This window comes from Streptomyces sp. NPDC029014, from assembly GCF_055564695.1.
In genome coordinates, this window is record NZ_JBVHVT010000082.1 from 14660 (window position 1) to 41402 (window position 26743).

Annotated in this window: 14 protein-coding genes, 1 tRNA gene, 1 rRNA gene and 3 pseudogenes; 6 read left to right on the forward strand and 13 right to left on the reverse strand. The window is 72.3% G+C overall.

From position 1 onward, the window contains the following. The first annotated feature begins 65 nt into the window (after positions 1 to 65). The 4 genes from ACZ4VL_RS32650 to ACZ4VL_RS32665 all read left to right on the forward strand — a co-directional run bounded on the left by ACZ4VL_RS32650 (position 66) and on the right by ACZ4VL_RS32665 (position 7391). Complete coding sequence (locus tag ACZ4VL_RS32650; protein ID WP_468207294.1) at positions 66 to 4655, forward strand: ATP-dependent helicase; 4590 nt, start codon at positions 66 to 68, stop codon at positions 4653 to 4655. A gap of 206 nt (positions 4656 to 4861) precedes the next feature. Next, positions 4862 to 5554, forward strand: a complete 693-nt coding sequence (locus ACZ4VL_RS32655) for a hypothetical protein (RefSeq protein ID WP_468207297.1) — start codon at positions 4862 to 4864, stop codon at positions 5552 to 5554. A gap of 206 nt (positions 5555 to 5760) precedes the next feature. Beyond that, entirely contained in the window at positions 5761 to 6576 is an 816-nt protein-coding gene (locus ACZ4VL_RS32660; RefSeq protein ID WP_468207300.1) for a DNA-formamidopyrimidine glycosylase family protein, read from the forward strand. Between the two features lie 32 nt (positions 6577 to 6608). Next, positions 6609 to 7391: an SDR family NAD(P)-dependent oxidoreductase gene (locus ACZ4VL_RS32665; RefSeq protein WP_468207301.1), complete on the forward strand. Its 783-nt coding sequence runs from the start codon at positions 6609 to 6611 to the stop codon at positions 7389 to 7391. Between the two features lie 358 nt (positions 7392 to 7749). Here the strand turns inward: ACZ4VL_RS32665 and ACZ4VL_RS32670 are convergent, their stop codons facing one another. The 8 genes from ACZ4VL_RS32670 to ACZ4VL_RS32705 form a co-directional block, all read right to left on the reverse strand. After that, complete coding sequence (locus ACZ4VL_RS32670) at positions 7750 to 8130, reverse strand: helix-turn-helix domain-containing protein (RefSeq protein ID WP_361101144.1); 381 nt, start codon at positions 8128 to 8130, stop codon at positions 7750 to 7752. Positions 8131 to 8239: 109 nt separating this feature from the next. Beyond that, positions 8240 to 8764: a CinA family protein gene (locus ACZ4VL_RS32675; protein ID WP_468207334.1), complete on the reverse strand. Its 525-nt coding sequence runs from the start codon at positions 8762 to 8764 to the stop codon at positions 8240 to 8242. Positions 8765 to 8826: 62 nt separating this feature from the next. Next, on the reverse strand, positions 8827 to 9483 hold the full coding sequence (pgsA, locus tag ACZ4VL_RS32680) for a CDP-diacylglycerol--glycerol-3-phosphate 3-phosphatidyltransferase (protein ID WP_468207304.1): 657 nt from the start codon (positions 9481 to 9483) through the stop codon (positions 8827 to 8829). Continuing rightward, entirely contained in the window at positions 9480 to 10976 is a 1497-nt protein-coding gene (gene rimO, locus ACZ4VL_RS32685) for a 30S ribosomal protein S12 methylthiotransferase RimO (RefSeq protein WP_468207307.1), read from the reverse strand. The genes pgsA and rimO overlap by 4 nt, the downstream gene beginning before the upstream one ends. A gap of 114 nt (positions 10977 to 11090) precedes the next feature. After that, the gene (locus ACZ4VL_RS32690; RefSeq protein WP_468207310.1) at positions 11091 to 11996 is read right to left on the reverse strand and encodes a helix-turn-helix domain-containing protein; all 906 of its coding nucleotides are present in this window, start codon (positions 11994 to 11996) and stop codon (positions 11091 to 11093) included. A gap of 223 nt (positions 11997 to 12219) precedes the next feature. After that, complete coding sequence (locus tag ACZ4VL_RS32695) at positions 12220 to 15069, reverse strand: FtsK/SpoIIIE family DNA translocase (protein WP_468207312.1); 2850 nt, start codon at positions 15067 to 15069, stop codon at positions 12220 to 12222. Positions 15070 to 15214: 145 nt separating this feature from the next. After that, positions 15215 to 15895 carry a response regulator gene (locus ACZ4VL_RS32700; RefSeq protein WP_468207315.1) on the reverse strand — a complete coding sequence of 227 codons (681 nt, stop codon included), beginning with the start codon at positions 15893 to 15895 and terminating at the stop codon, positions 15215 to 15217. A gap of 274 nt (positions 15896 to 16169) precedes the next feature. Further along, positions 16170 to 21749, reverse strand: coding sequence for a HAMP domain-containing protein (locus tag ACZ4VL_RS32705; protein WP_468207317.1), 5580 nt, complete (start codon positions 21747 to 21749; stop codon positions 16170 to 16172). 167 nt (positions 21750 to 21916) lie between these two features. Here ACZ4VL_RS32705 and ACZ4VL_RS32710 point away from each other — a divergent pair, with 167 nt between their 5' ends. After that, on the forward strand, positions 21917 to 24502 hold the full coding sequence (locus tag ACZ4VL_RS32710; protein ID WP_468207320.1) for a SpoIIE family protein phosphatase: 2586 nt from the start codon (positions 21917 to 21919) through the stop codon (positions 24500 to 24502). 184 nt (positions 24503 to 24686) lie between these two features. On the opposite strand, the pseudogene ACZ4VL_RS32715 reads toward ACZ4VL_RS32710, so the two are convergent. Together ACZ4VL_RS32715 and ACZ4VL_RS32720 are read right to left on the reverse strand one after the other, a co-directional pair. Continuing rightward, positions 24687 to 24848 (reverse strand): annotated as a pseudogene (locus ACZ4VL_RS32715) (IS5/IS1182 family transposase); the annotation flags it as partial. Positions 24849 to 24922: 74 nt separating this feature from the next. Continuing rightward, positions 24923 to 25030, reverse strand: a pseudogene (locus ACZ4VL_RS32720) (hypothetical protein); the annotation flags it as partial. A gap of 247 nt (positions 25031 to 25277) precedes the next feature. Here ACZ4VL_RS32720 and ACZ4VL_RS32725 point away from each other — a divergent pair. Further along, positions 25278 to 25599 (forward strand): annotated as a pseudogene (locus tag ACZ4VL_RS32725) (transposase family protein); the annotation flags it as partial. Between the two features lie 49 nt (positions 25600 to 25648). Here ACZ4VL_RS32725 and ACZ4VL_RS32730 read toward each other — a convergent pair. The 3 genes from ACZ4VL_RS32730 to rrf form a co-directional block, all read right to left on the reverse strand. Further along, positions 25649 to 26260 carry an HdeD family acid-resistance protein gene (locus ACZ4VL_RS32730; RefSeq protein ID WP_468207322.1) on the reverse strand — a complete coding sequence of 204 codons (612 nt, stop codon included), beginning with the start codon at positions 26258 to 26260 and terminating at the stop codon, positions 25649 to 25651. 156 nt (positions 26261 to 26416) lie between these two features. Then, positions 26417 to 26492, reverse strand: a tRNA-Thr gene (locus ACZ4VL_RS32735). Between the two features lie 5 nt (positions 26493 to 26497). Further along, positions 26498 to 26614: ribosomal RNA gene (rrf, locus tag ACZ4VL_RS32740) — 5S ribosomal RNA — on the reverse strand. Positions 26615 to 26743 lie beyond the last annotated feature (129 nt).

Below are 26743 nucleotides of genomic sequence, written 5' to 3' on the forward strand. Positions count from 1 at the left end.
GGGCCTCGCCGGGGCATCGGCCCTGGTCGGGGCCCGTTGTCGGTGCCGGGGTGCAGGATGGGGGCATGGCCGGCTCTGCGCTCGACGCGTTCTCCCCCGCGACCCGCTCCTGGTTCTCGGGGGCCTTCCCCGGGCCCACCGCCGCCCAGGAGGGAGCCTGGCGGGCCATCGGGGAGGGCTCGGACGTGCTGGTCGTGGCGCCCACCGGCTCCGGCAAGACGCTGGCCGCGTTCCTCGCCGCCCTCGACCGGCTGGCGGCCGAGCCCGTGCCGGCCGAGCCGAAGAAGCGCTGCCGGGTGTTGTACGTGTCCCCGCTGAAGGCCCTCGCGGTCGACGTGGAGCGGAACCTGCGCAGCCCGCTGACCGGGATCCGGCAGGAGTCGGTCCGCCTGGGCCTGCCCGAACCGGACGTCCGGGTCGGGATCCGCTCGGGCGACACCCCGGCCGCCGAACGGCGCGGGCTGGCGAACCGGCCGCCGGACATCCTGATCACCACGCCCGAGTCGCTGTTCCTGATGCTGACGTCGGCGACGCGGGATGCGCTCGCCGGCGTCGAGACGGTGATCCTGGACGAGGTGCACGCGGTGGCGGGGACCAAGCGCGGGGCGCACCTGGCGCTGTCCCTGGAACGGCTGGACGAGCTGCTGCCGCGCCCGGCGCGGCGGATCGGGCTGTCGGCGACGGTCCGGCCGGTGGAGGAGGTGGCCCGCTACCTGGCGCCGCGCGGCCGGGTGGAGATCGTGCAGCCGCCCTCGGCCAAGGAGTTCGACCTGTCGGTGGTCGTACCGGTAGAGGACATGGGCGAGTTGGGCGGCTCCCCCGCCACGGAGGACCGGGAGGGCGGCGACAAGCCGTCGATCTGGCCGCACGTGGAGGAGCGGATCGCCGACCTGGTCCGGGCGCACCGCTCGACGATCGTGTTCGCCAACTCCCGCCGTCTCGCGGAGCGGTTGTGCAACCGGCTCAACGAGATCGCGTACGAGCGCGCGACGGGCGAGCAGCTGCCCGAGGGGCCGCCGCCGGCCCAGATCATGGCCCAGTCGGGCGCCGCGCAGGGGGCCCCGCCGCTGCTGGCCCGCGCGCACCACGGCTCGGTGTCCAAGGAGCAGCGGGCGCTGGTGGAGGAGGACCTGAAGGCGGGCCGGCTGCCCGCCGTGGTCGCCACGTCCAGCCTGGAGCTGGGCATCGACATGGGCGCCGTCGACCTGGTGGTGCAGGTGGAGTCCCCGCCTTCGGTGGCCTCGGGGCTGCAGCGGGTGGGCCGGGCCGGGCACCAGGTGGGCGCGGTCTCCAGGGGGGTCGTCTTCCCCAAGTACCGTGGCGACCTGGTGCAGGCGGCGGTGGTCACCGAGCGGATGCGCACCGGGGCCATCGAGTCGCTGCGCATCCCGTCGAACCCGCTGGACGTCCTGGCGCAGCAGCTGGTGGCGATGACCGCGATGGACACCTGGCAGCTGGACGAGCTGCTGGCCCTGGTGCGGCGGGCCGCGCCGTTCGCGGCGCTGCCGGAGTCGGCGTTCACCGGGGTCCTGGACATGCTGGCGGGCCGATACCCGTCGGACGCGTTCGCCGAGCTCCGGCCGCGGGTGGTGTGGGACCGGGTCGCGGGCACCGTGACGGGCCGGCCGGGGGCGCAGCGCCTGGCGGTCACCTCGGGCGGCACCATCCCCGACCGGGGGCTGTTCGGCGTGTTCCTGGCCGGGGCCGACCCGAAGAAGGGCGGCGGCCGGGTCGGCGAGCTCGACGAGGAGATGGTGTACGAGTCCCGGGTGGGCGACGTGTTCACCCTGGGCACCACCTCGTGGCGGATCGAGGACATCACCCGCGACCGGGTGCTGGTGTCCCCCGCGCCCGGGGTGCCGGGCCGGCTGCCGTTCTGGAAGGGCGACCAGCTGGGCCGCCCCCTCGAACTGGGCCGTGCGGTGGGCGCGTTCCTGCGGGAGCTGGGCGCGCTGTCCGTGCAGGACGCGCGGCTGCGGCTGCTGGCGGCGGGCCTGGACGGCTGGGCCGCGGAGAACGTGCTGGCGTACCTGGCGGAGCAGCGGGAGGCGTGCGGGCACGTGCCGGACGACCGGACGGTCGTGGTCGAGCGGTTCCGCGACGAGCTGGGCGACTGGCGGGTCGTGGTGCACTCCCCGTTCGGGGCGCAGGTGCACGCCCCGTGGGCGCTGGCCCTCGGCGCCCGGCTCACCGAGCGGTACGGCATGGACGCGCAGGTCATGCATGCCGACGACGGCATCGTGCTGCGGCTACCGGACGCGGACCTGCTCTCGATGGACCTGCTGGACCACGATCCGGCCGCCGCCCGCTCCTTCGAGTTCGACGAGGGACAGGCCCCGCTGGGCGCGGCGGACGTGGTCTTCGATCACGGCGAGGTCGGCGGGATCGTCACGGACCAGGTGGGCGGTTCCGCCCTGTTCGCCTCCCGGTTCCGGGAGTGCGCGGCGCGCGCCCTGCTGCTGCCGCGCCGCAACCCTGGCCGGCGCACGCCGTTGTGGCAGCAGCGCCAGCGCGCCTCCCAGCTGCTCCAGGTGGCCTCGGAGTTCGGGTCGTTCCCGATCGTGCTGGAGGCCGTACGGGAATGCCTGCAGGACGTCTTCGACGTGCCGGGCCTGACGGAGCTGATGGGGGACATCGAGTCCCGCCGGGTCCGCCTGGTGGAGGTGACCACCCCCGAGCCGTCTCCGTTCGCCCGGTCGTTGCTGTTCGGGTACGTCGCCCAGTTCCTGTACGAGGGGGACTCGCCGCTCGCAGAGCGCAGGGCGGCCGCGCTGTCGCTGGACTCCCGGCTGCTGGCGGAGCTGCTCGGCCACGCGGAGCTGCGCGAGCTGCTGGACCCCGAGGTACTGGGGGAACTGGAGCGGGAGCTGCAGTGGCGCACCGAGGACCGGCGGGCCAAGGACGCGGAGTCGGTCGCCGACCTGCTGCGGCTGCTGGGCCCGCTGACCGGGGCCGAGCTGGTCGAGCGGGGCGCCGACCCGGCCTGGCCGCAGGAGCTCGCGGACGCCCGGCGGGCCATCCGGGTGCGGATCGGCGGGGCGGAGCACTGGGCGGCGGTCGAGGACGCGGGGCGGCTGCGCGACGCGCTGGGCACGGCGCTGCCCGTCGGGGTGCCGGAGGCGTTCACCGAGCCGGTCAAGGACCCGCTCGGCGACCTCCTGGCCCGGTACGCGCGCACGCACGGCCCGTTCACCACGGCGGCGGCCGCGGCCCGCTTCGGGCTGGGAGCGGCGGTCACCGACGGCGCGCTGCAGCGGCTGGCGGCGGCCGGCCGGGTCGTGCAGGGCGAGTTCCACCCGGCGGGCATCGGCCAGGAGTGGTGCGACGCGGCCGTGCTGCGCAGGCTGCGCCGGCGTTCGCTGGCCGCACTGCGCCAGGAGTTGGAGCCGGTACCCCCCGCATCGTTGGCCACGTTCCTGCCGCAGTGGCAACACCTGGGCGGGGGGCTGCGCGGCATCGACGGCCTGGCCCGGGCGGTCGAACAGTTGCAGGGCGCGCCGGTGCCGGCCTCGGCGCTGGAGCGGCTGGTCCTGCCGTCACGGGTGGCGGGGTACGCGCCGACCCTGCTGGACGAGCTGACCACGACCGGTGAGGTGGTGTGGGCGGGGGCCGGGGCGCTGCCGGGCAAGGACGGCTGGGTCTCGCTGTACCTGGCGGACGCGGCGCCGCTGCTGCTGCCCGAGCCGCACCCGCTGGAGCTGACGCCCCTGCACCAGGCGGTCCTGGACGCGCTGTCGGGCGGGTACGGCCTGTTCTTCCGGCAGCTGGCCCAGTCGGTCCGCGCAGGGCATCCGGAGGCCACCGACCTCGAACTGTCCGAGGCGGTCTGGGACCTGGCCTGGTCCGGCCGGCTGACGAACGACTCCCTGGCCCCACTGCGTTCCCTGTTGGGTTCCGGCCGTACCGCGGGGGCCACCGCGCACCGCGCCCGGCGCACGGTGCCGCGCGGGCGGTACGGCACGCTCGGCGCGCAGGTGTCCCGGCCGGGGCCGCCGACGGTGTCGGGGCGCTGGTCGCTGCTGCCCGGCCGGGCCGCGGACCCGACGCACCGGGCGCACGCGCTGGCCCGCACGCTGCTGGACCGGCACGGGGTGGTCACCCGGGGCGCAGTGGCCGCCGAGGGCGTGGCGGGCGGTTTCAGCGCCGTGTACCGGGTCCTGTCGGCGTTCGAGGACAGCGGCCAGGCCCGCCGCGGCTACGTGGTGGAGGGGCTGGGCGCGGCCCAGTTCGCCATGGACGGTGCGGTGGACCGGCTGCGGTCGGCGGAGCGGAACCCCCCGCCGCTGGCGGCGGTGGTGCTGGCGGCCGCCGACCCGGCGAACGCGTACGGGGCGGCGCTGCCGTGGCCGGAGCCCCCGGCGGGGGCCTCGCACAAGCCGGGCCGGAAGGCGGGCTCCCTGGTGGTGCTGGTCGACGGCGAGCTGACGCTGTACCTGGAGCGCGGGGGCAAGACGCTGCTGGCGTGGCCCCCTGCGGAGGATCCGCGGCTGGCGGCGGCGACCGCCGCGCTGACGGAGGCCTCCCGTGCGGGCACGCTGCCGGCGCTGACGGTGGAGCGGATCAATGCGGCCCCGGCGCTGACGTCCGCGCTGGGCACAGCTCTTGAGGCGGCGGGCTTCCACGCCACTCCGCGGGGCCTGCGACTGCGCCACTGACGGTGCGCCGAAGCGCCACGAGTGAGGCTGGCATAAAGCTGCGGAGCCGTACCGACCATTGCGCTTACGTCGCGCTTATGTATTGGGCATGTCACGGAGCCCGTTCTGGCTGGCATGGCTGATCGTTTCTGGACTATCAAGATCCACGCAGGCATCACTCCTGACGATGCCGCACCGAAAAAGCACCTACATGGGGGAAGAGAAGAATGAGCACCATGCGACGGACCACGACGGGCGTCATCGGTCTGGCGGTTGCGGGCACGCTGAGCCTGACGGGCTGCAAGAACGGCAACGAGGAGATCCCCGCCGCGCCGTCCGCCCCTGCCTCGTCCGCGCCGGCCGCCCCGGCCGCCCCGGCCGAGCAGCCCAGCAGCGCGGCCCCGAGCTCCCCGTCCGGCTACGGCTCCAGCGCGCCCGCCGCGGGTGCGGCCGGCCAGGCCAAGTCCGGCCAGCAGTTCAAGCTCGGCGAGACGGCGACCGTCCCGTTCGACTACGGCAGCACCAAGGGCGGCACGATCGCCCTCACCGTCACCGCGATCGAGCAGGGCAACGCGGCCGACCTGGACGTCTTCAAGCTCGGCGACCAGGTCAAGGGCAAGGTTCCCTACTACATCCGCTACTCGGTGAAGAACGTCGGCACCACCGACCTCTCCTTCGCCTCCGTCGGCCACATCAAGGGCCTGCTCGGCGACGGCTCCGAGGCGGGCAAGCTGGCCGTCATAGGCAAGTTCGACAAGTGCCCGGCCGAGTCCCTGCCGAAGGGCTTCACCAACGGCCAGACCCAGACCGGCTGTGCGGTCGCGCTGGCGCCCTCGGCCGACACCAAGGTCTCCGGGGCCGAGTACTGGGGCGACCCGTACAACTCCCTGAGCAAGGGCAAGGGCCTCGTCTGGAAGTAAGCGGCCCACGGGTCGAGAGGTCGAGAGGGGGTGGGCGGCCCACCACCGGCCCACCACCGGCCCGCACCGGCCCCGGCGGCAGCCACACCGACACACCGAGCCCCTGCGACGGCACCCCGTCGCAGGGGCTCGGCCCGTTCCCCGGCCCGTCCGGTGCCACTTCGCACGCCCGGTGCCACCCCGCCCCGCGGGGCCACAATGGGGCCATGCCCGAAGGAGACAGCGTCTGGCGGGCGGCCGCCCGGTTGCACACCGCCCTGGCCGGCCGCGAGCTCACCCGCTGGGACCTGCGCGTCCCCCGCCTGGCCACCACCGACCTCACCGGGCGCACCACCCTGGAGGTCGTGCCGCGCGGCAAGCACCTCCTCGCCCGGTTCGAGGGCGGCCTCACGCTCCACACCCACCTGCGCATGGACGGCGCCTGGCGCGTCTTCGCCGCCGGCCGGCCCTGGCACGGCGGCCCCGCCCACGAGATCCGCGCCGTCCTCGGCACCGCGGACCACACCGCCGTCGGCTACCGCCTCCCGGTCGTCGAACTGCTCCGCACCGCCGACGAGAACCGGGCCGTCGGCCACCTGGGCCCCGATCTCCTCGGCCCCGACTGGGACGCCGCCCGGGCCGCCGCCAACCTGCTCGCGACCCCCGAGCGCCCCCTCGGCGAGGCCCTGCTCGACCAGCGCAACCTGGCCGGCATCGGCAACGTCTACAAGGCCGAGCTCTGCTTCCTCGCCCAGGTCACCCCGTGGACCCCGGTCGGCTCCCTCCCCGACCCCGGGACCACCGCCGTCCGGCTCGCCGAGGCCGCCCGGCGGCTGCTCGCCGCCAACACCGGCGAGCACGGGGGCCGCAACACCACCGGCATCCGCCGCCCCGGACAGGAGCTCTTCGTCTACGGCCGCGCCCACCGCCCGTGCCTGCGCTGCGGCACCCCGGTCCGCGAGGACCTCCAGGACGGGCGGCCGGCCTACTGGTGCCCGCGCTGCCAGTCCGGACCCGCCCCGCAATCGCAACCCGATAGTTGACGCCCCGTCAGATCCGGTCGTACGGTCCCGGCATGCCCTCACCCACCAGCGCGCCCCCGGCCCCGTACGACCTCACCGGACGCACCGCCCTCGTCACCGGCGCCGCGGGCGGCATCGGCCGGGCCACCGCCCTGCTGCTGGCGTCCGCGGGCGCGGCCGTGCACTGCGCCGACCGCGACGCGGCGGGCCTGGCCCGGACGGTCGAGCTGATCGCGGAGGCCGGCGGACGGGCCGTGGCACACCCCCTGGACGTCACCGACCGGGGCGCCCTCAGGGCGGCCGTGGCCGCCGCGGGCCCGCTCGACATCGCCGCCGCGATCGCCGGGATCATGCACACCAGCAGCGTCCTGGACACGGCGGACGAGGACCTTGACCGCGTCCTGGACGTCAACTTCAAGGGGGTGTGGCGCACCTGCCAGGAGGCCGCCCGCGCCATGATCTCCGCCGGCCGCCCCGGCTCGATCGTCACCATGGCCTCCGGCGCCGTCGACGCCGCCCAACCCGGTCTGCTCTGCTACAGCGCCGCCAAGGCCGCGGTCGTCCAACTCACCAGGACCCTCGCCACCGAGGCCGGCCCGCACGGCATCCGGGTCAACGCCGTCGCCCCGGGCTGGGTCCGCACCTCCATGACCGCCCGTCACGGCCCGGAGGTCCAGGAGCGGACCGAGGCGGTGATGGTCCGGATGTCCCCGCTCGGCCGGGTCGGCGAACCCGAGGACATCGCCCGGGCCGTGCTCTACCTGGCCTCGGACGCCTCCTCGTTCATGACGGGTCAGATCCTGCGTCCGAACGGCGGGGTGTCGATGCCCTGGTAGTGAGCCGGGAGGCCCGGGCCTCCCGGGAGGTCCGGGACGGCTCCGGCGTGCAGTGCACGGGCAGCAGCCCGAGCCCCCAGCCGCCCACGGCCGCCGCCCCCTCCAGGGGGCCGGACTCGTCGGGCGCCAGGGCCAGTCGCAGCACCGCCCAGCACCACAGCACGGCCGCCGCCAGCACGAGGGGCACAAGTAATCGCCGCACGGCTGCCTCCCGGGGTGTGGCCGCGCTACGGACTGCGACCATCCTCCCGCAAGCCCGCCGCCCCCGCACCCAGAACGGCCGGGAGCCCCGGCCGGTGCTCACGCACCGACCGGGGCTCCGGCCACGCTCATGCCGTCACGGCTCGCGCACTCGTGCTCAGGCGGCTACGACGTTCACCGCTTCCGCAGGTGCCTTGATGGTCACCCGCTCCGGACCGCCCGCGACCGAGGTCACGGACACCGAACCGAGCATCGGGCGGACCGGTACCGTCACCGGTTCACTCGCCGCGGCCGACTGTGCCAGCTCCGCCAGCGACAGTTCGTCGCTGACCTCGCGCATCAGCTCGGACATCCGTACGTCCAACGCGTCGCAGATCGCGGAGAGCAGCTCGGAAGACGCCTCCTTCTGCCCCCGCTCCACCTCGGAAAGATAGCCGAGAGAAACTCGGGCGGACGAGGAGACTTCGCGCAGAGTACGGCCCTGGCGCTGGCGCTGCCGACGCAGCACGTCACCCAGCAGGCGACGGAGCAGAATCATCGGTGGCTCCCTCCTCTGACCGTGTAGCCGCATCCTTCACGCCCCACCGTACCGCCTCGCGCCGCGGCCGTGCGGGGAGCGATGTCGTGTTCACTCAGGGCTGCAAACATCAAATCCCCCCGTTCTGTTCCGTATCCTGCCCCCGCACATTCTCGCGGAGTTCGCTCAAGAGGAGTTCGAGCACTGTCCGTGTACTCTCCCTACGGATTTCCTCCCGAGAGCCGTTCAACCTCAGTGCCGCGGTTTTCTCGTCCGCCGGACCGGCCACGGCGACGAAAACCGTGCCCACCGGCTGCCCGTCCTGCGGGTCGGGGCCGGCCACCCCGGTGGTCGCGATTCCCCACGAAGCGCCCAGCGCGCGCCGTACCCCCGCCGCCATCTGGCTCGCGACCTGCGCGTTCACCGCGCCTTCGGCCGCCAGCAGCTCGGCGTCCACGCCCAGCACGCGGTGCTTCAGGTCGGTGGCGTACGCCGTGACCGATCCGCGGAACGACCGGGATGCGCCGGGTACGGCCGTCAGCTCCACGGCCACCATCCCCCCGGTCAGCGACTCCGCCACCGCAACCGTCTGGTCACTCTCCGCGAGCAGTCTCAGCGCCTCCGCCGCGGCCGCCCCGGCCCCGCCGCCCTGCACGGCGGCATCCGCTCCGGCGCGCACCGCGCTCCGGTCCCCTGCGGATCCCCCCACCGCTTCCGTCACCTCGCGGCCCGCTCCTCGGCCAGACCCCGGCGCCGCAGCACCACGGCCTGGCGTACGTAATCCAAACCGGTGACCACGGTCAGCAGCACGGCGGCCGCCATCACCCAGAACCGCAGGGTCGCCAGCGGCCCGGTCAGGGCCAGCACGTACATGCCGACCGCGGTGCCCTGGAACAGGGTCTTCAGCTTCCCGCCCCGGCTGGCCGGGATCACCCCGTAGCGGATCACCCAGAACCGCATCAGCGTGATCCCCAGCTCACGTCCGAGGATCACCCCGGTCACCAGCCACGGCAGGTCCCCCAGCCAGGACAGACAGACCAACGCCGACCCCATGATCGCCTTGTCGGCGATGGGGTCGGCGATCTTCCCGAAGTCCGTGACCAGGTTGTAGGTCCGGGCCAGGTGCCCGTCGAAGATGTCCGTGATCATGGCGACGGCGAACGCGGCCCAGGCCAGCGCGCGCCACACCGGGTCGTACCCGCCGTCGGCGAGGAGCAGGAGGACGAATCCCGGCACCAGGACGAGCCTGATCATCGTCAGGATGTTGGCGATGTTCCACAGGCTGGCCTGATCGACCGCCGCAGCGCCCAGCTTCGTGCCGGGAGCGGGCCGGCGGCCGGTCCCGCCCGCCGCAGATGCCGGGACTCCTGTCATCCCGCCGCCTCCTCAAGGCCCAGGGGCTCGGCCACCAGGTCGACACCCAGCGTGCCGACCACCTTCGCCGTCACCATGCGGCCGGGCACCAGGCCGGTGCTGTCCGTGAAGACGACCTGGCCGTCGGTCTCGGGGGCCTGGTGCGCGGCGCGGCCGTAGGCGCCGTCACCGTCCTCGTCGACCTCCTCGACGGACTCGACGAGCACCTCGAGGGTCTCCCCGATCCGCTCCTCCGCGCGCTGCGAGGTGAGCTCCTCGGCGAGCATCTGCATGTGGGCGAGCCGCTCGGCGATGGTGTCCTCGTCGAGCTTGTCCGCGTACGTGACGGCCTCGGTGCCCTCCTCGTCGGAGTAGCCGAAGACGCCGATGGCGTCGAGCCGCGCGTGGGTGAGGAAGCGCTCCAGCTCCGCGAAGTCGGCCTCGGTCTCACCGGGGAAGCCGACGATGAAGTTGGACCGGACGCCGGCCTGCGGGGCCTTGGTGCGGATGGTGTCCAGCAGCTCCAGGAACCGGTCGGTGTCGCCGAAGCGGCGCATGGCGCGCAGCACGTCGGGGGCCGAGTGCTGGAAGGACAGGTCGAAGTACGGGGCGACCTTGGGGGTCGAGGTCAGGACGTCGATCAGGCCCGGCCGCATCTCGGCGGGCTGGAGGTAGCTGACGCGGATGCGCTCGATGCCGTCCACGGCCGCCAGCTCGGGGAGCAGCGTCTCCAGCAGGCGGATGTCGCCGAGGTCCTTGCCGTACGAGGTGTTGTTCTCGGAGACCAGCATGACCTCCTTGACGCCCTGCTCCGCGAGCCAGCGCGTCTCGCCCAGCACGTCGGAGGGGCGGCGGGAGATGAAGGAGCCGCGGAACGACGGGATGGCGCAGAAGGAGCAGCGGCGGTCGCAGCCGGAGGCCAGCTTGACCGAGGCGACCGGGCTCCTGTCCAGGCGGCGGCGCAGCGGCGCGCGCGGCCCGGAGGCCGGGGCCAGGCCCTCGGGGAGGTCGGCGGGGGCCTCGGCGGGTTCGGCGGCCGGCGCCTGGGCGTGGCCGGGCAGGGCCACGTCGGCGGCCTGCTGTCGGTCGGCCGGGCTGATCGGGAGCAGCTTGCGGCGGTCGCGGGGGGTGTGGGAGGCGTGGACGCCTCCACTGAGGATGGTCTGGAGGCGGTCGGAGATGTCGGCGTAGTCGTCGAAGCCGAGCACGCCGTCGGCCTCGGGGAGCGCCTCGGCGAGCTCCTTGCCGTAGCGCTCGGCCATGCAGCCGACGGCGACGACGGCCTGGGTGCGGCCGTGATCCTTCAGATCGTTGGCCTCCAGCAGGGCGTCTACGGAGTCCTTCTTCGCGGCTTCGACGAAGCCACAGGTGTTGACGACGGCGACGTCCGCATCGGCGGCGTCCTCGACGAGCTCCCAGCCATCCGCCGCCAAGCGGCCTGCGAGCTCCTCCGAGTCCACCTCGTTACGGGCGCAGCCAAGAGTGACAAGGGCGACGGTACGGCGTTCGGGCATGGACTCAAGACTACTTTGTCCAAACGCCGACCCCCGCCCCAAGTCCCGGTAAACCAAGATCCCCGGGGTGCCGTACGACACCCCGGGGATCCGGAATTTTGCATTCTGTGCTGCTCAGCCCGCCTGGGCCGCCCCGGGACGGGGATCGTCCTTGGTGTATGTGAGACGTTCCACCTGACCCGACCGGAATTCGTCCTTGATCTCCTTGCCGTTCACGAACAGCGTGACGACCCCGGCGTCGCCGAGGACGAGATCGATGGATTCCTTGTCGGTGAAGGTCTTGGACTCGCCCGCGGCCAGGGTCCCGTCGAAGAGCAGCCGGCCGCTGTGGTCCTTGGCCGAGATCCAGCTCTCGCCGTCGTTGGCCGTGATCGCGACCGTGACGAGGTCCTTGGGCGCGGCCGCGATGGCGCTGTCCGAGGGCTCCGGCTTGGGCGCGACCGGGCGGACCGGGTCCTGCTGGGGCTGTGCGGCCGGCTTGCCGGCGGACTGCTTGGGGGCGGCCTTCGGGGCGGCGGAGCCCTCCGCCACCGGATGGGTGCCCTTGCCGTTGCCGCCGCCGAAGGCGGTGAACGCGACGAAGCCGATCACGGCGACGATGGCGGCGACCATGGCCGCGGTCCAGTTGGGCCGCTGCCGCTCGGGGCGGATGCGCTCGGCTTCGAACATCGGCGCGGCCGGCGTGGGGGCCGGGCGGCCGCCGTGGGCCGCGTCGAACGCCTCGACCAGCGGTGCCGGATCGAGGCGGACGGCGCGCGCGAGCGTGCCGATGTGGCCGCGGGCGTAGACGTCGCCGCCGCAGCGCGTGAAATCGTCAGCTTCGATCGCGTGCACGATCGGGATGCGCACGCGGGTGGTGGAACTGACCTCGTCGACGGTGAGCCCGGCGGCGATCCGGGCCTTCTTCAGCACCGTCCCGATGGACGGCTCCTCGGAAGTACGGTCGATGATGCGGTCCTCGGATCCGTCGCCGGTCGAAGCCCGCTCATCTTCGGGGGAGTTGGAGTTGCCGATGGACACGAGGGCGCCTTTCGAGCGTGTAGCCACCTGCTGGACGTCCAGTCTAGGGGCGCGGTGAAAGAGAGGAGCAACCGGAGGGGTGGAGTCCGTACGCCATCCGAATGGTGTTGCGGAATCCGGCGGTGCAGCGGCGGCCCGGCCCCCGTGACGCGGCTTCGGGAGCGGCACCGCCGACTCGCTCAACTAGACGTGGGCCCAGGGGAAACGGTTGCCCGCAGAATCATCACGGTTGGGCCTCCCCACGGATGACGGCGAGGACTCCGTCCAGCTCATCGGCCTTGACCAGCACGTCACGCGCCTTCGAACCCTCGCTCGGGCCGACGATCCCCCGCGACTCCATGAGGTCCATGAGCCGGCCGGCCTTGGCGAAGCCCACCCGCAGCTTGCGCTGGAGCATCGAGGTCGACCCGAACTGGGTGGAGACCACCAGCTCCGCCGCCTGGCACAGCAGGTCCAGGTCGTCGCCGATCTCCTCGTCGATCTCCCGCGTCTGCTTCTGCCCGGTCGTGACGTCGTCCCGGAAGACGGGCGCCATCTGGTCCTTGCAGTGCTGGACGACCTTGGCGACCTCCTCCTCCGTGACGAAGGCGCCCTGGAGGCGGACGGGCTTGTTGGCGCCCATGGGCAGGAACAGGCCGTCGCCCTTGCCGATGAGCTTCTCCGCGCCCGGCTGGTCGAGGATGACCCGGCTGTCGGCGAGCGAGGACGTGGCGAACGCGAGCCGCGAGGGCACGTTCGCCTTGATCAGACCGGTGACCACGTCCACCGAGGGCCGCTGGGTGGCGAGCACCAGGTGGATGCCGGCGGCGCGGGCCAGCTGGGTGATCCGGACGATGGAGTCCTCCACGTCGCGCGGGGCGACCATCATCAGGTCGGCGAGCTCGTCCACGATCACCAGCAGGTACGGGTACGGGCTGAGCTCGCGCTCGCTGCCCGGCGGCAGTTTGATCTTGCCGTCCCGGATGGCCCGGTTGAAGTCGTCGATGTGCCGGTAGCCGAAGGCCGCCAGGTCGTCGTAGCGCAGGTCCATCTCGCGGACGACCCACTGCAGGGCCTCGGCGGCCCGCTTGGGGTTGGTGATGATCGGCGTGATCAGGTGCGGGATGCCCTCGTACGCCGTCAGCTCCACCCGCTTGGGGTCCACGAGGACCATCCGGACGTCCTCGGGGGTGGCCCGGACCATGATCGAGGTGATCAGGCAGTTGATGCAGGAGGACTTGCCGGACCCGGTGGCGCCGGCGACCAGCACGTGCGGCATCTTCGCCAGGTTGGCCATGACGTAGCCGCCCTCGACGTCCTTGCCGAGCGCCACCAGCATCGGGTGGTCGTCCTCGGCGGACTCCGCCAGCCGCAGGACGTCGCCCAGGTTCACCATCTCGCGGTCGGTGTTCGGGATCTCGATGCCGACCGCCGACTTGCCCGGGATCGGGCTGATGATCCGGACGTCCGGGCTGGCCACGGCGTACGCGATGTTCTTGGTCAGCGCGATGATCCGCTCGACCTTGACCGCCGCGCCGAGGGTGACCTCGTACCGGGTGACCGTCGGGCCGCGGGTGAAGCCGGTGACGTCCGCGTCGACCTTGAACTCGGAGAAGACGTTGCGCAGCGCGTCGACGACGGTGTCGTTGGCGGCGCTGCGCGTCTTGCCGGGGCCGCCGCGCTCCAGCAGGTCCAGTGAGGGCAGGCCGTACGTGATGTCCCCGCGCAGCTGCAGCTGCTCCGCGCGCGGCGGCAGCGGCTGGGGCTCCGGGGGCGCCTTGGTCAGGTCGGGCACCGACAGGGTCCCGGAGGCCGCGGCGGTGGTGTCGTGCGGGGCCCCGGCCGGCTCGGTGGCGGAGGCCGCCGCAGCGGAGGCGGCGGCCGCGGGGTTCCGGCCGGGGGCCGGCGGGTCGGCGTCCGGCCGGCCGCCGGCCGGACCTCCGGAGCGGGCGGGCGGCACGGGGGTGGTGGTCTGCGCGCCCTCGTGCGCGCCGGAGATGCCCCGGGTGAGGTCGGCGACCAGCGGGGAGGGCGGCATCCCACCCAGCACGACGCCCTCGAACGACGCGGCGGCCGCGGCGGCCACGTCGACGGCGTCCATCTCCCGCTCCTCGGCGGGCCGGACCGGGGTCCTGCGCGGCCGGCGCCGGCGGGCGAGCGCCTCCTCCTCGGCCTCGTCCACCGGGTCCGCCCCGGAGGCCCGGCCGCTGCGGGCCCGCCACTGCTCGGGGTCGTGCCGGCCACGGCGGCCGGCGGCGCGGTCCGGGCCGCCCTCGGCCTCCTCCGCGAGCTCCTCGTCGTACGCGTTCGGTTCGATGATCCCGAGCCGGATGCCGAGCCGCCGCAACCGCTGCGGGATCGCGTTGACCGGGGTCGCCGTGACCACGAGCAGCCCGAAGACCGTGAGCAGCACCAGCATCGGGACCGCCAGTGGCGCCCCCATGGTGAAGATCAGCGGCTTGGATGCGGCCCAGCCGATCAGCCCGCCCGCGTTCTGCATGGCCGTGGTGCCCTCGTCCCGGCCCGGCGCCCCGCAGGCGAGGTGCACGAGGCCGAGCACGCCGACGGCGAGCGCGGAAAGGCCGATGCCGATGCGGCCGTTGGCGTCGGGCTGGTCGGGGTGGCGGATGAAACGTACCGCCATGATGCCGAGGATGATCGGCACGAGCAGGTCGAGACGCCCGAAGGCCCCGGTGACCAGCATGGTGACCAGGTCCCCGACGGGACCGCTCAGGTTGGACCAGGTGCCGGCGGCGACGATCAGCGCCAGGGCGAGCAGCAGCAGCGCCACGCCGTCCTTGCGGTGCGCCGGGTCGAGGCTTCTGGCACCCTGGCCGATCCCGCGGAACACCGCACCGACGGCGTGGGCGCAGCCCAGCCACAGGGCGCGCACCAGCCGCACCACGCCCCCGGTCGGGGAGGGCGCGGGCTTGGCCGGCGCCTTCCGGGCGGGGGGCCGCTTGGCCGCCGTCTTCTTGGCGGCGGGCACCCGCGCGGGAGCCGCCTTCTTCGCCGGAGCCGCCGTACGGCCGGTACGGCCCTTCGCGGTGCCCGCTTTGCTCTGGGAACCCTTGCCGGACGTACGTGAGGCCATGGGGCCGAGGTTACCGGTGCGCGCGCCGGTGGACACGCGTGCCCACCTCTTCACCCGTTCGTGTCGGCCGCCCCATCGGCTGATTGACGCACCACCAGACCTGACGCCCCGCCAGACGGATCTGCCGGGGCCCGGAGTCGGTCCGTCAGTTCTGCGCGGGCAGCATCGGCGCCGCCCCGCCGGCCCCCGGCTCCAGCGCGTCCAGCGCCCGCCGCAGCCCGGTGAGCTTGCGCTCCAGATGGGCCGCGGTCGCCACGACCGCCGGATCGGCGGCCTCCTCGCCGAGCTGCTTGGTCAGGGCCTCGGCCTGCTCCTCGACCGCCGCCAGCCGCGCGGAGAGCTCGGCCAGCAGCCCGGCCGTCTCCCTGGTGGCGTCGCCGCCCACGCCGCCGCCCTCCAGCTGCAGGCGCAGCAGCGCGGCCTGCTCGCGCAGCTTGCAGTTCTTCGTGTACAGCTCCACGAACACCGAGACCTTGGCCCGCAGCACCCACGGGTCGAAGGGCTTGGAGATGTAGTCCACCGCGCCCGCCGCATACCCGCGGAAGGTGTGGTGCGGACCGTGGTTGATCGCGGTGAGGAAGATGATCGGGATGTCCCGGGTCCGCTCCCGCCGCTTGATGTGCGCGGCCGTCTCGAAGCCGTCCATCCCGGGCATCTGCACGTCCAGCAGGATGACCGCGAAATCGTCCGTCAGCAGCGCCTTGAGCGCTTCCTCCCCCGACGACGCCCGGACGAGTGTCTGATCGAGCGCGGAGAGGATGGCCTCCAACGCCAGCAGATTCTCCGGCCGGTCGTCGACCAGGAGGATCTTGGCCTTCTGCACCATGCCCTGTCCTCCTCGCCCCGGCATGGGGCCTCCCCGGCTCCTGGCACCGGCCTGTGCGCCGGGCCCCGCCCCAGAGGACGGCATCCTTGCGCCGCCCGTCCTTGTGCCGGTCATCGTAGCCCTAGTCCCGAGATCGCCACACCCTGTCACCAAGATGTCACTGTGCACGAAGCGGAAACGGTGCGGGGGAGCTGAAGGTTCCCCGTCCTGTGCCCTCCCACACCCGTTTCGCCACAGTCAGTCAGCAATTGGTACCGGACCGGTCGGCCACCGGTCACTCGGCGCGCATCCACTGCTCCATCACCGAGAGCAGGTAGTCCGGGTCGACCGGTTTGGTGACGTAATCGGACGCCCCGGAATCGATCGCCTTCTCCCGGTCGCCCTTCATCGCCTTCGCCGTCAGCGCGATGATCGGCAGCCCCGCGAACTGCGGCATCCGCCGGATCGCCGCGGTCGTCGCGTACCCGTCCATCTCCGGCATCATGATGTCCATCAGCACGACCGCCACGTCGTCGTGCTGCTCCAGCACCTCGATGCCCTCCCGGCCGTTCTCCGCGTACAGCACCGCCAGCCCGTGCTGTTCCAGCACGCTGGTCAGCGCGAAGACGTTGCGCACGTCGTCGTCCACGATGAGCACCCGCTCCCCGTGGAAGTCGTACGTGCGCGGCACCACCGGAAGCTCCTCCTCCGGGCTGCCCCAGCCGTCCTCCGGCCCGACCGCGTTGGGCTGCCCCGGCACCGCCGTCCGCGGCTCCGGGTCGATCGGCGCCTTGCGGCGCCGCCGGAACAGCGCGGCCCCGCCGCCCTGCGCCGGACCGGCCGGCCCGCCGCCCGCATGCCCGGACCCCACGGGCAGCGGCAGCGACTGCGGCTGCGGCTGCGGCTGCATCTGCTGCACCTGGCCGTGCAGCACCGGCGGGTGCGCCACGGCCGCCGACGCCGGCGGCAGCGCCGCACGGACCCCGTCGGCCGGCCGGTGGTGGCCGTCGGCCCGGCCGCCACCCGGCTGCGGCGGGGCGTACCCCTGCGGAGGCAGCTCGCTCGGGTGCAGCGGCAGGTACAGCGTGAAGGTGGACCCGCGGCCGGGCTCGCTGGCCGCGTGGATCTCCCCGCCCAGCAGCCGGGCGATCTCCCGGCTGATGGACAGCCCGAGGCCCGTACCGCCGTACTTCCGGCTGGTGGTCCCGTCCGCCTGCTTGAACGCCTCGAAGATCACCAGCATCTTGCTCGCCGCGATCCCGATCCCGGTGTCCGTCACCGAGAACGCGATCAGGTCGGCGTCCGCGTCCCGCAGCGAACCCGCCTCCAGCAGCTGCTCGCGGATCGCCGCCGGCACGTCGGACCCGGCCGGGCGGATCACCAGCTCCACCGCACCCGTGTCGGTGAACTTCACCGCGTTCGACAGCAGGTTGCGCAGCACCTGGAGCAGCCGCTGCTCGTCGGTGTGCAGGGTGGCCGGCAGCTCCGGGGACACCCGCACCGAGAAGTCCAGACCCTTCTCCGCGGTCAGCGGCCGGAACGTCGCCTCCACGTAGTCCACCAACTGCACCAGCGCGATCCGGGTCGGGGAGACGTCCATCTTCCCCGCCTCGACCTTCGACAGGTCCAGGATGTCGTTGATCAGCTGGAGCAGGTCCGAGCCCGCCCCGTGGATGGTCTCGGCGAACTCCACCTGCTTCGGCGACAGGTTCTCGTCCGCGTTGTCGGCGAGCAGCTTGGCCAGGATCAGCAGCGAGTTCAGCGGGGTGCGCAGCTCGTGCGACATGTTCGCCAGGAACTCGCTCTTGTAACGCATCGAGACCGCCAGTTGCTCGGCCCGCTCCTCCAGGACCTGCCGGGCCTCCTCGATCTCGGTGTTCTTCACCTCGATGTCCCGGTTCTGCTGGGCCAGCAGCTCCGCCTTCTCCTCCAGCTCCGCATTGGCCGCCTGGAGGGCCTTCTGCCGGTTCTCCAGTTCGTCGGAGCGCTCGCGCAGCTGCTCGGTCATCTCCTGCGACTGCTTGAGCAGCATCTCCGTCTTGGAGTTGACGCTGATGGTGTTGACGCTCGTACCGATCATCTCGGCGATCTGGCTGAGGAAGTCCTTCTGGATCTGGGCGAACGGCTGGAAGGACGCCAGCTCGATGACGCCGAGCACCTTCCCCTCGAACAGCACCGGCAGCACGATCACCTGCGCCGGCGGCGCCTCCCCTAGCCCGGAGGAGATCTTCAGGTAGCCGGGCGGGGTGTTCTCGACCAGGATCGTCCGCTTCTCCTCGGCGACGGTCCCGATCAGCCCCTCACCGGGCCGGAACATGGTCGGCATCTGGCCGCCCGCGTACCCGTAGTTCCCGCGCATCCGCAGCTCGTACGAGCCGTCGGGGCCCCCTTCTGTCCCGACCTCGGTGATCCCGCCGGACGGCACCGCCAGGAAGAACGCCCCGTGCTGCGCCGAGACCACCGGGGTCAGCTCGCTCATGATCAGCGAGGCCACGTCGTCCAGGTCGCGGCGGCCCTGCATCAGGGCCGAGATCCGGGCGAGGTTGCTCTTCAGCCAGTCCTGTTCCTCGTTGGCCAGGGTGGTGTCGCGCAGGTTCGCGATCATCGTGTTGATGTTGTCCTGGAGGACCTGGATCTCGCCCGCCGCGTCCACGTCGATCTTGAGGTTGAGGTCCCCGCGGGTCACCGCCGTGGCCACCGCGGCGATCGCGCGGACCTGCCGGGTCAGGTTCCCGGCCATCTCGTTCACCGACTCGGTGAGGTCGCGCCAGGTTCCGTCGACGTCCCGCACCCGGGCCTGGCCGCCCAGGATGCCCTCGGTGCCCACCTCGCGCGCCACCCGCGTGACCTGGTCGGCGAACGAGGACAGCTGGTCGACCATCGTGTTGATCGTGGTCTTCAGCTCCAGGATCTCGCCGCGCGCATCGATGTCGATCTTCTTGGTCATGTCGCCCTTGGCGATGGCCGTCGTGACCATGGCGATCTGGCGCACCTGACCGGTCAGGTTGGACGCCATGAAGTTCACCGAGTCGGTGAGGTCCTTCCACGTCCCGGACACGCCCGGCACGTGGGCCTGGCCGCCCAGCCTGCCCTCCGTACCCACCTCGCGGGCCACCCTGGTCACCTCGTCCGCGAACGAGGACAGCGTCTTCACCATCGTGTTGACCGTGTCCGCGAGCTGCGCGACCTCGCCGCGCGCCTCCACCGTGACCTTCTTGGTCAGGTCGCCGTTCGCGACGGCCGCCGAGACCTGGGCGATCCCGCGCACCTGCGCCGTCAGGTTCCCGGCCATCGTGTTGACGTTGTCGCTCAGGTCCTTCCAGATGCCCGTCACCCCGCGCACCCGGGCCTGACCGCCCAGGATGCCCTCGGTGCCCACCTCGCGCGCCACCCGCGTGACCTGCTCCGCGAACGAGGACAGCTGGTCGACCATCGTGTTGACGGTCGTGACGAGTTCGAGGATCTCGCCCTTGGCGTCGACGGTGATCTTCTTGGAGAGGTCGCCCATCGCGACCGCGGTCGTCACCTCGGCGATGTTGCGCACCTGCGAGGTCAGGTTGTTCGCCATGAAGTTGACGGACTGCGTGAGGTCCTTCCAGGTGCCGGAGACGCCCTTCACCTCCGCCTGGCCGCCCAGGATGCCCTCGGTGCCCACCTCGCGGGCCACCCGGGTCACCTGCTCCGCGAAGTTCGAGAGCTGGTCGACCATGGTGTTGAGGGTGTTCTTCAGCTCCAGGATCTCGCCGCGCGCATCCACGTCGATCTTCTGCGACAGGTCGCCCCGCGCCACCGCCGTCGCGACCTGCGCGATGTTGCGGACCTGCGAGGTCAGGTTCCCGGCCATGCCGTTCACCGAGTCCGTGAGGTCACGCCATACGCCGGCCACCCCGGGCACCTGCGCCTGCCCGCCGAGCCGGCCCTCCGTGCCCACGTCCCGGGCCACCCGGGTCACCTGCTCCGCGAAGGCCGACAGCTGGTCGACCATCGTGTTGATGGTGTTCTTCAGCTCCAGGATCTCGCCGCGCGCATCCACGTCGATCTTCTGCGACAGGTCGCCCCGCGCCACCGCCGTGGTCACCTGGGCGATCTGGCGCACCTGGGAGGTGAGGTTGCCGGCCATGAAGTTGACCGAGTCGGTCAGCTCCTTCCAGGTGCCGGACACCCCCTCCACGCGCGCCTGACCGCCGAGCCGGCCCTCCGTGCCCACGTCCCGCGCCATCCGCGTCACCTGGTCGGCGAACGAGGACAGCTGGTCGACCATCGTGTTCACGGTGTTCTTCAGCTGGAGCATCTCGCCGGAGACGTCCACGGTGACCTTCTGCGACAGGTCGCCGTTGGCCACCGCCGTCGTCACCTGCGCGATGTTGCGGACCTGGCCCGTCAGGTTCCGGAACGCGGTGTTCACCGAGTCGGTGAGGTCCTTCCACGTCCCCGCCGCCCCCGGCACCTGCGCCTGACCGCCCAGCTCGCCCTCGACGCCCACCTCGCGGGCCACCCGGGTCACTTCCGAACCGAAGGACTGCAGCTGGTCCACCATCGTGTTGACGGTGTTCTTCAGCTCCAGCATCTCGCCGGCCACGTCGACCGTGACCTTCTGCGACAGGTCGCCGTTGGCCACCGCCGTCGTCACCTGCGCGATGTCGCGCACCTGCGTGGTCAGGTTGCGGAAGACCGTGTTCACCGAGTCGGTGAGGTCCTTCCACGTCCCCGCCGCCCCCGGCACCTGCGCCTGACCGCCCAGCAGGCCCTTGGCGCCGACCTCGCTGGCCACCCGGGTGACCTCGTCCGCGAACGTCCGCAGGGTCTCGGTCATCTGATTGATCGTTTCGGCCAGCTGCGCCACCTCGCCGCGCGCGCTGACGCGTACCTTCTGCGACAGGTCGCCGTTCGCGACGGCCGTCGTGACCTGCGCGATCCCCCGCACCTGGGCCGTCAGGTTGCCCGCCATCGTGTTGACGGAGTCGGTCAGGTCCTTCCACACGCCCGCGACCCCGGGCACCTTCGCCTGGCCGCCGAGCTCGCCCTCCGTGCCCACCTCGCGGGCGACCCTCGTCACCTCCGAGGAGAACGAGGACAGCTGGTCCACCATCGTGTTGACGGTGTTCTTCAGCTGGAGCATCTCGCCGGCCACGTGCACCGTGACCTTGCGCGACAGATCGCCCTTCGCCACCGCCGTGGTCACCAACGCGATATCACGCACCTGAGCGGTGAGCCGGTACGCCATGGTGTTGACGGAGTCGGTCAGATCCTTCCACGAACCCGACATTCCACGCACTTGGGCCTGACCGCCGAGCTTCCCCTCGGTGCCCACCTCCAGCGCCACGCGCGTCACTTCGTCCGTGAACGCGGACAGCTGGTCGACCAGGTTGTTGACGGTGCGCCCGACCTTCAGGAACTCCCCGCGCAGCGGATGCCCCGTCCCGTCCGCCGACAGCGTCCGCAGGTCCATCCGCTGGTCCAGGTCGCCCTCCGCAACCGCGGACAGCACCCGGCCCACCTCGGACACCGGCCGGGCGAGATCGTCCACCAGCTGGTTCGAGGCGTCGATCGCGGCCGCCCAGGAGCCTTCGCAGGCACCCGTTTCCAGCCGCTCGCTCAACTTCCCCTCGCGGCCCACCATCCGCCGCACCCGGGACAGCTCTCCCGTCAGGTGCAGGTTGCGGTCGGCGACCTCGTTGTAGACGGCGGCGATCTCCGCCATCACCCCGTCGCCCGACACCGTCAGCCGCTTGCGGAAGTTCCCGTCCCGCATCGACACCAGGGCCGTGAGCAGCCGGTTCAGGGCGGCGGTATCGACTTCCGTCGTTCCGCCCCGGCGCGGACGCCCGCCCTTCGCGCGCGTACCCGTACGCCGCACCGCTGCGCCAGACTCCACCGTGTCCCTCCCGAAAGGGTCGACCCTGTTCCATCGGCACCCGGCGCGTCACCCGCCCGGCTACCCGATCCTGCCCAGTGTTTCACTCCGGCCGAACCTGGCCATAACACTTCGGCACCATCGCACACCGCCCGCACTCCGCGGGTGGAATCCCCGACGACGGCACCATGACGGGCGCGAAGGTAAGTAACCTGGCATCCGATGTCCCACCGCGTCGAAGGAGACTTGTGATCACGGCTCGGGCGGCTGCCAGCTTCGACCCCCAAGGGCGCTCGGTCGCCACCGCCCGGGTGTTCGTCCGCGACACCCTGCAGGGCTGGGGCTTCGCCGACATCGTCGACGACGCCGTCGTGCTCACCAGCGAACTCGTCACGAACGCCGTGGTCCACGCCGGCACCCGGGCCGAAGTCCTCTGCCTGCGCACCGAGGACGGCGTACGGGTCGAGGTCGCCGACCGCTATCCCGAGCGAGAACTCCCGCTGCGCTACCCCGGCGACCGCCCGTACGCCGACCCCGACCGCGAGAACGGCCGCGGCCTCATGCTCTGCGCCGCCCTCGCCACCCGCTGGGGCGTCGAGTACACGGCCACGCACAAGCACGTGTGGTTCCGCCTCGACCTGCCGGACCGCCCGGTCGGCACCCGCTCCGCCGGGCCCGTCGTCCCCGACCGCCTGCTGCCGCTCGCCGACAGCCGCGTCCGCGTGGCCGTGGTCCAGATCGACGCCGCGGACTGCATCTCCGCCTGGAACGAGGACGCCGAGCACGTCTTCGGGCACCCCGCCGGGAAGGCCCTCGGCCGGCCGCTCGCCGAGCTGGCCGCCTGGCCGCAGACCCCCGGCACGGGCACCGGCATCGCCGAGGCCCTGCGCCTGTCCCGCTGGGAGGGCAGCTACGGAATCCGCGGCGCCGACGGCCGGGTCATCCCCGTGTACGCCTCCCACCTGCGGGTCCGCGATGCGCACGGCGAGCCGTCCACCGTCTGCCTCCTCGTCCACGACGACGAGCGCGCCCTGCTCCAGACGCCCGTCCGCACGCCCGTCTCCGACGGCTTCCCGCTGGCCGAGGCCCGGCCCGCGGACCCCTTCGAAGTGTTCATCGGCTCCCCCGCCCCGGACGACCTCGACAGCCTCCTCCAGCGCACCGTCGAGCGCGCCCGCGACATGCTCGACGCCGACGCCGCCTTCCTGCTGCTGGCCACGGACGACGAGACGGAGCTGGAGGTCCGCGCCACCACCGGGCTGCCCTCCACCCGCCAGCGGTTCGCCCGCGTCCCCGTCGAGGCCGGCACCAACCGCTACGGCTCGGCCCGCATGCCCGCCGTCCACGACGACCTGACCGCCGTCCCCGGCGCCGTTCCCCTGCTGGACGCCACCGGCATGCGCTCGGTGGTCACCGTCCCCCTCAAGGTCGAGGGCCGGCTCACCGGCTCCCTCGGCGTGGCCGCCGAGAACCCGGGCCGCTACTCCAACGCGGAGGCGCTACGCCTGCAGTTCGCCGCCGACCGGATCGCCCTGGCCGTCGAGTCGGCCCGCCTCGGCGAGCTGGAGCGCCTGCGCCGCGGCTCCCTCTCCTTCCTCGTGGAGGCCTCCGACCTGCTGGCCGGCACCCTCGACCGGGACCAGACCCTGGCGCTCATGGCACAGATGACGGTACCGACGCTGGCCACCTGGTGCGCCGTGTACACGATCGCCGACCAGTCCTCGGACCCGTACCTGTCGTACGTCCTGCACGAGGACGAGGAGCGCATCGACGGCCTCCGGGCCCTGCTCTCCCGGGTGAGCCCGCCCGAGCCGGTCCGCGAGGCCGGCGCCCGCACCTGGCACGAGGCCTCGGCCGCCGTCGGCGGCGAGACGGTCGTCCTCCCCCTGCTGGCCCGCAACCGGGTGATCGGCATGCTCACTCTGGGCAGGCCCTCCGAGGAACACTTCCGCCAGGAGATCCTCGAACTCGCCGAGGACCTCTCCCGCCGGGCCGCGCTCGCCCTGGACAACGCGCGCCTGTACTCGGAGCGCACCGCGATCAGCCGCTCCCTGCAGCGCAGCCTGCTGCCGCCCGGCTCCCCCGCGATCCCCGGTATGGAGGTCGAGGTCATCTACCGGGCCGCGGGCGAGGGCAACGAGGTGGGCGGCGACTTCTACGACGTCTTCCCGATCCGCGACGGCGCGTACGGCTTCGCGATCGGCGACGTGTGCGGCACGGGACCGGAGGCCGCCGCCGTCACCGGCCTGGCCCGGCACGCGCTGCGCCTCCTGGCCCGCGAGGGGCTGGGCGGCCCCGCGGTGCTGGAGCGCCTCAACGCGGCCATCCTCGACGAGGGTGCCCGCAGCCGCTTCCTCACCCTCCTGTACGGCGAGCTCCACCCCCAGGAGGACGGCAGCGCCCTGATGAAGGTCGTCTGCGCCGGCCACCCACTGCCGCTGCGACTGCGCCCGGACGGCGAGGTCGTCCCCGCCGCGGACCCGCAGCCGCTGCTGGGCGTGCTGGACGAGCTGGACCTGTACGAGCAGTCGCTCACCCTCGACCCGGGCGACGTCCTGCTGTGCGTCACCGACGGGGTGACGGAGCGCCGCGAGGGCAGCCGCATGCTCGGCGACGACGGCCTGACCGAGGTCCTCACGGGCTGTACCGGCCTGACCGCCGGCGCGGTCGCGGCCCGGATCCTGCGCGCGGTGGAGCGCTTCGCGGCCGAGCCGGCCTCGGACGACATGGCCATCCTGGCCTTCCGCGTCCCGGAGCAGCGCACGGGCGACTAGGAGTCCGCTGAAGATCTTGCTCTGACCGCCCGGCTCACCCTGGATTGCCAGCAAATGTCGATCGTCCTAAAGCGGCGCAAGTCGGGCGCGATTTCAAGATCTTCAGGACACTCCTAGGTTCTGTCTCTTTGGTCGGCGTCGGGTCCAGGTGAGGATGCCGACGAGGTGGAGTGCGGCCTGGTGTTCGTGTGGCCGGGCCGCGCCACTGGTCGAGGCGGTTGATGCACCGCTCGACGGTGTTGCGCTGTTTGTAGGCCTCGTGGTCGAAGCCTGGCGGGCGGCCTCCGTGGCGGCCCCGCCGCAGGCGGTGGCCGACCTGGTCGGATGGCTGCGGGATGACCGCCCGAGGGGCAGCGGTCCGGGGGCGGTCTGGAACGAGCCGAGCTCATCGGGCAGGTCCCGCCAGGACGAGTTGGTGCGGTACTTCCACACGATGGCCTCGAGGGTGCGCCGGTGGTCGGCCCACTGCCGGCCGCGGACCGCGCGCTCCGGACCATCACCCACTTCTGGTCCGCGAAGAACCCGCACTCGTACTGGAAGGCACCGTTGCCGTTGCTGTGCCCTGCACGACCGGGCACTTGCCGCTGTTCATGCTCATCAGCCAGTCGGGCGTCTCCGCGGACGCGGGAGACGCCGTACTGACGTCGGCCGTCACCGCCAGTCCGGCGGTCGCCGCCACGGTACCGATCACGCGGGCCGTCTTCTTCACGAGACGTCGTGACCGAGTCCGACGGCGGCCGCAGCCTTTTCGTCACCTGCCCGATGAGCTCGGCTCGTTCCAGCAACGGCGGATGCCGGCGACGACATCGACTGGACGGTGCCGGTGGACTCCACGGTCGTGCGGGCCCACCAGCACGCCGCAGGCGCACGCAAAGAGGGGCGATCCGCTCCGGCGAGCGTGCCGATCACGCCCTCGGGCGGTCATCCCTCAGCCGTCCGACCAGGTCGGCCACCTGCGGCGGGGCTGCCACGGAGGCCGCCCGCCCTGCTTCGACCACGTGGCCTACAAACAGCGCAACACCGTCGAGCGGTGCATCACCCGCCTCGACCAGTGGCGCGGCCTGGCCACACGAAGCGAAAGACTCGCCATCGCCTGGACCCGACGCCGACCAAGGAGACAGAACCTATAAGCCGGAGTGGTTCTCCTCACGGCGGGCCCGTGGACAGGGTGCGGCGGGTGGAGGAGCGCAGTGCGAAGGCCATCACGACTTCGAGCACGCCGAGCAGGACGAGCCACAGCCCGAGCAGCCTCGTGAGGGCGACCGCGGTTTCCACCGGGAAGCAGAGCACGACGATTCCGGCGACGGCGCCGAGTGCGCCCAGTCCGAAGAGCAGGCCCCGGTGCGCGAGCGAGCGGTCGGCGATGGCCGTGTAGGCCGTGAGCACTCCGGTCAGTAGCCAGAACACGCCGACGATCAGGGAGAGTGCGCCGATCGTCTGCATCGGATGCCGTAGGACCAGGACGCCTGCCAGGAACGACAGGAGGGCGATCAGGACGCTCGCCAGTCTGCTGCCTCCCTCGCTGCTGTGCGAGAAGGCCCTGACGAAACCGAGGACGCCGGCCACGAGCAGCTGCAGGCCGATGATGACGGCCAGGATGTGCAGTGTTTCGTCGGGCCAGACGAGGACCAGGATGCCCGGAATCAGTGTCGCGAGCGCGAGGCCGAGCGCCCAGTGCCACGAGCCGCCGAGTTCCCGGAGAACGTCCTCGGGGTCGCGCTGTGACTGCCGCGGTGCCGCGTCGGAGGGTACGGTCATCACGCCTCCCAGGCCGGCAGAACCGTCTTCCGCCTTCCCACCACCTTAGGCGGCCGCGGCGTACCCCGCCCCTCCGGCCGCGCCGCTTCAGATGCGACCTGTCGCCCGTACGGGCAAACAAAAAAGGCCCCCGCCGAATGGCGGGGGCCTTTTTGATGGAGCCCTTTAACGGAATCGAACCGTTGACCTTCTCCTTACCATGGAGACGCTCTACCGACTGAGCTAAAAGGGCGGGTTGTTCGGCGGCGTCCTACTCTCCCACAGGGTCCCCCCTGCAGTACCATCGGCGCTGAAAGGCTTAGCTTCCGGGTTCGGAATGTAACCGGGCGTTTCCCTAACGCTATGACCACCGAAACACTATGAAGTTGAACTCAAGCCGGCATGGCGAGTTCGTTGCTTCAGAACTAACACAGTGGACGCGAGCAACTGAGGACAAGCCCTCGGCCTATTAGTACCAGTCAGCTCCACCCGTTACCGGGCTTC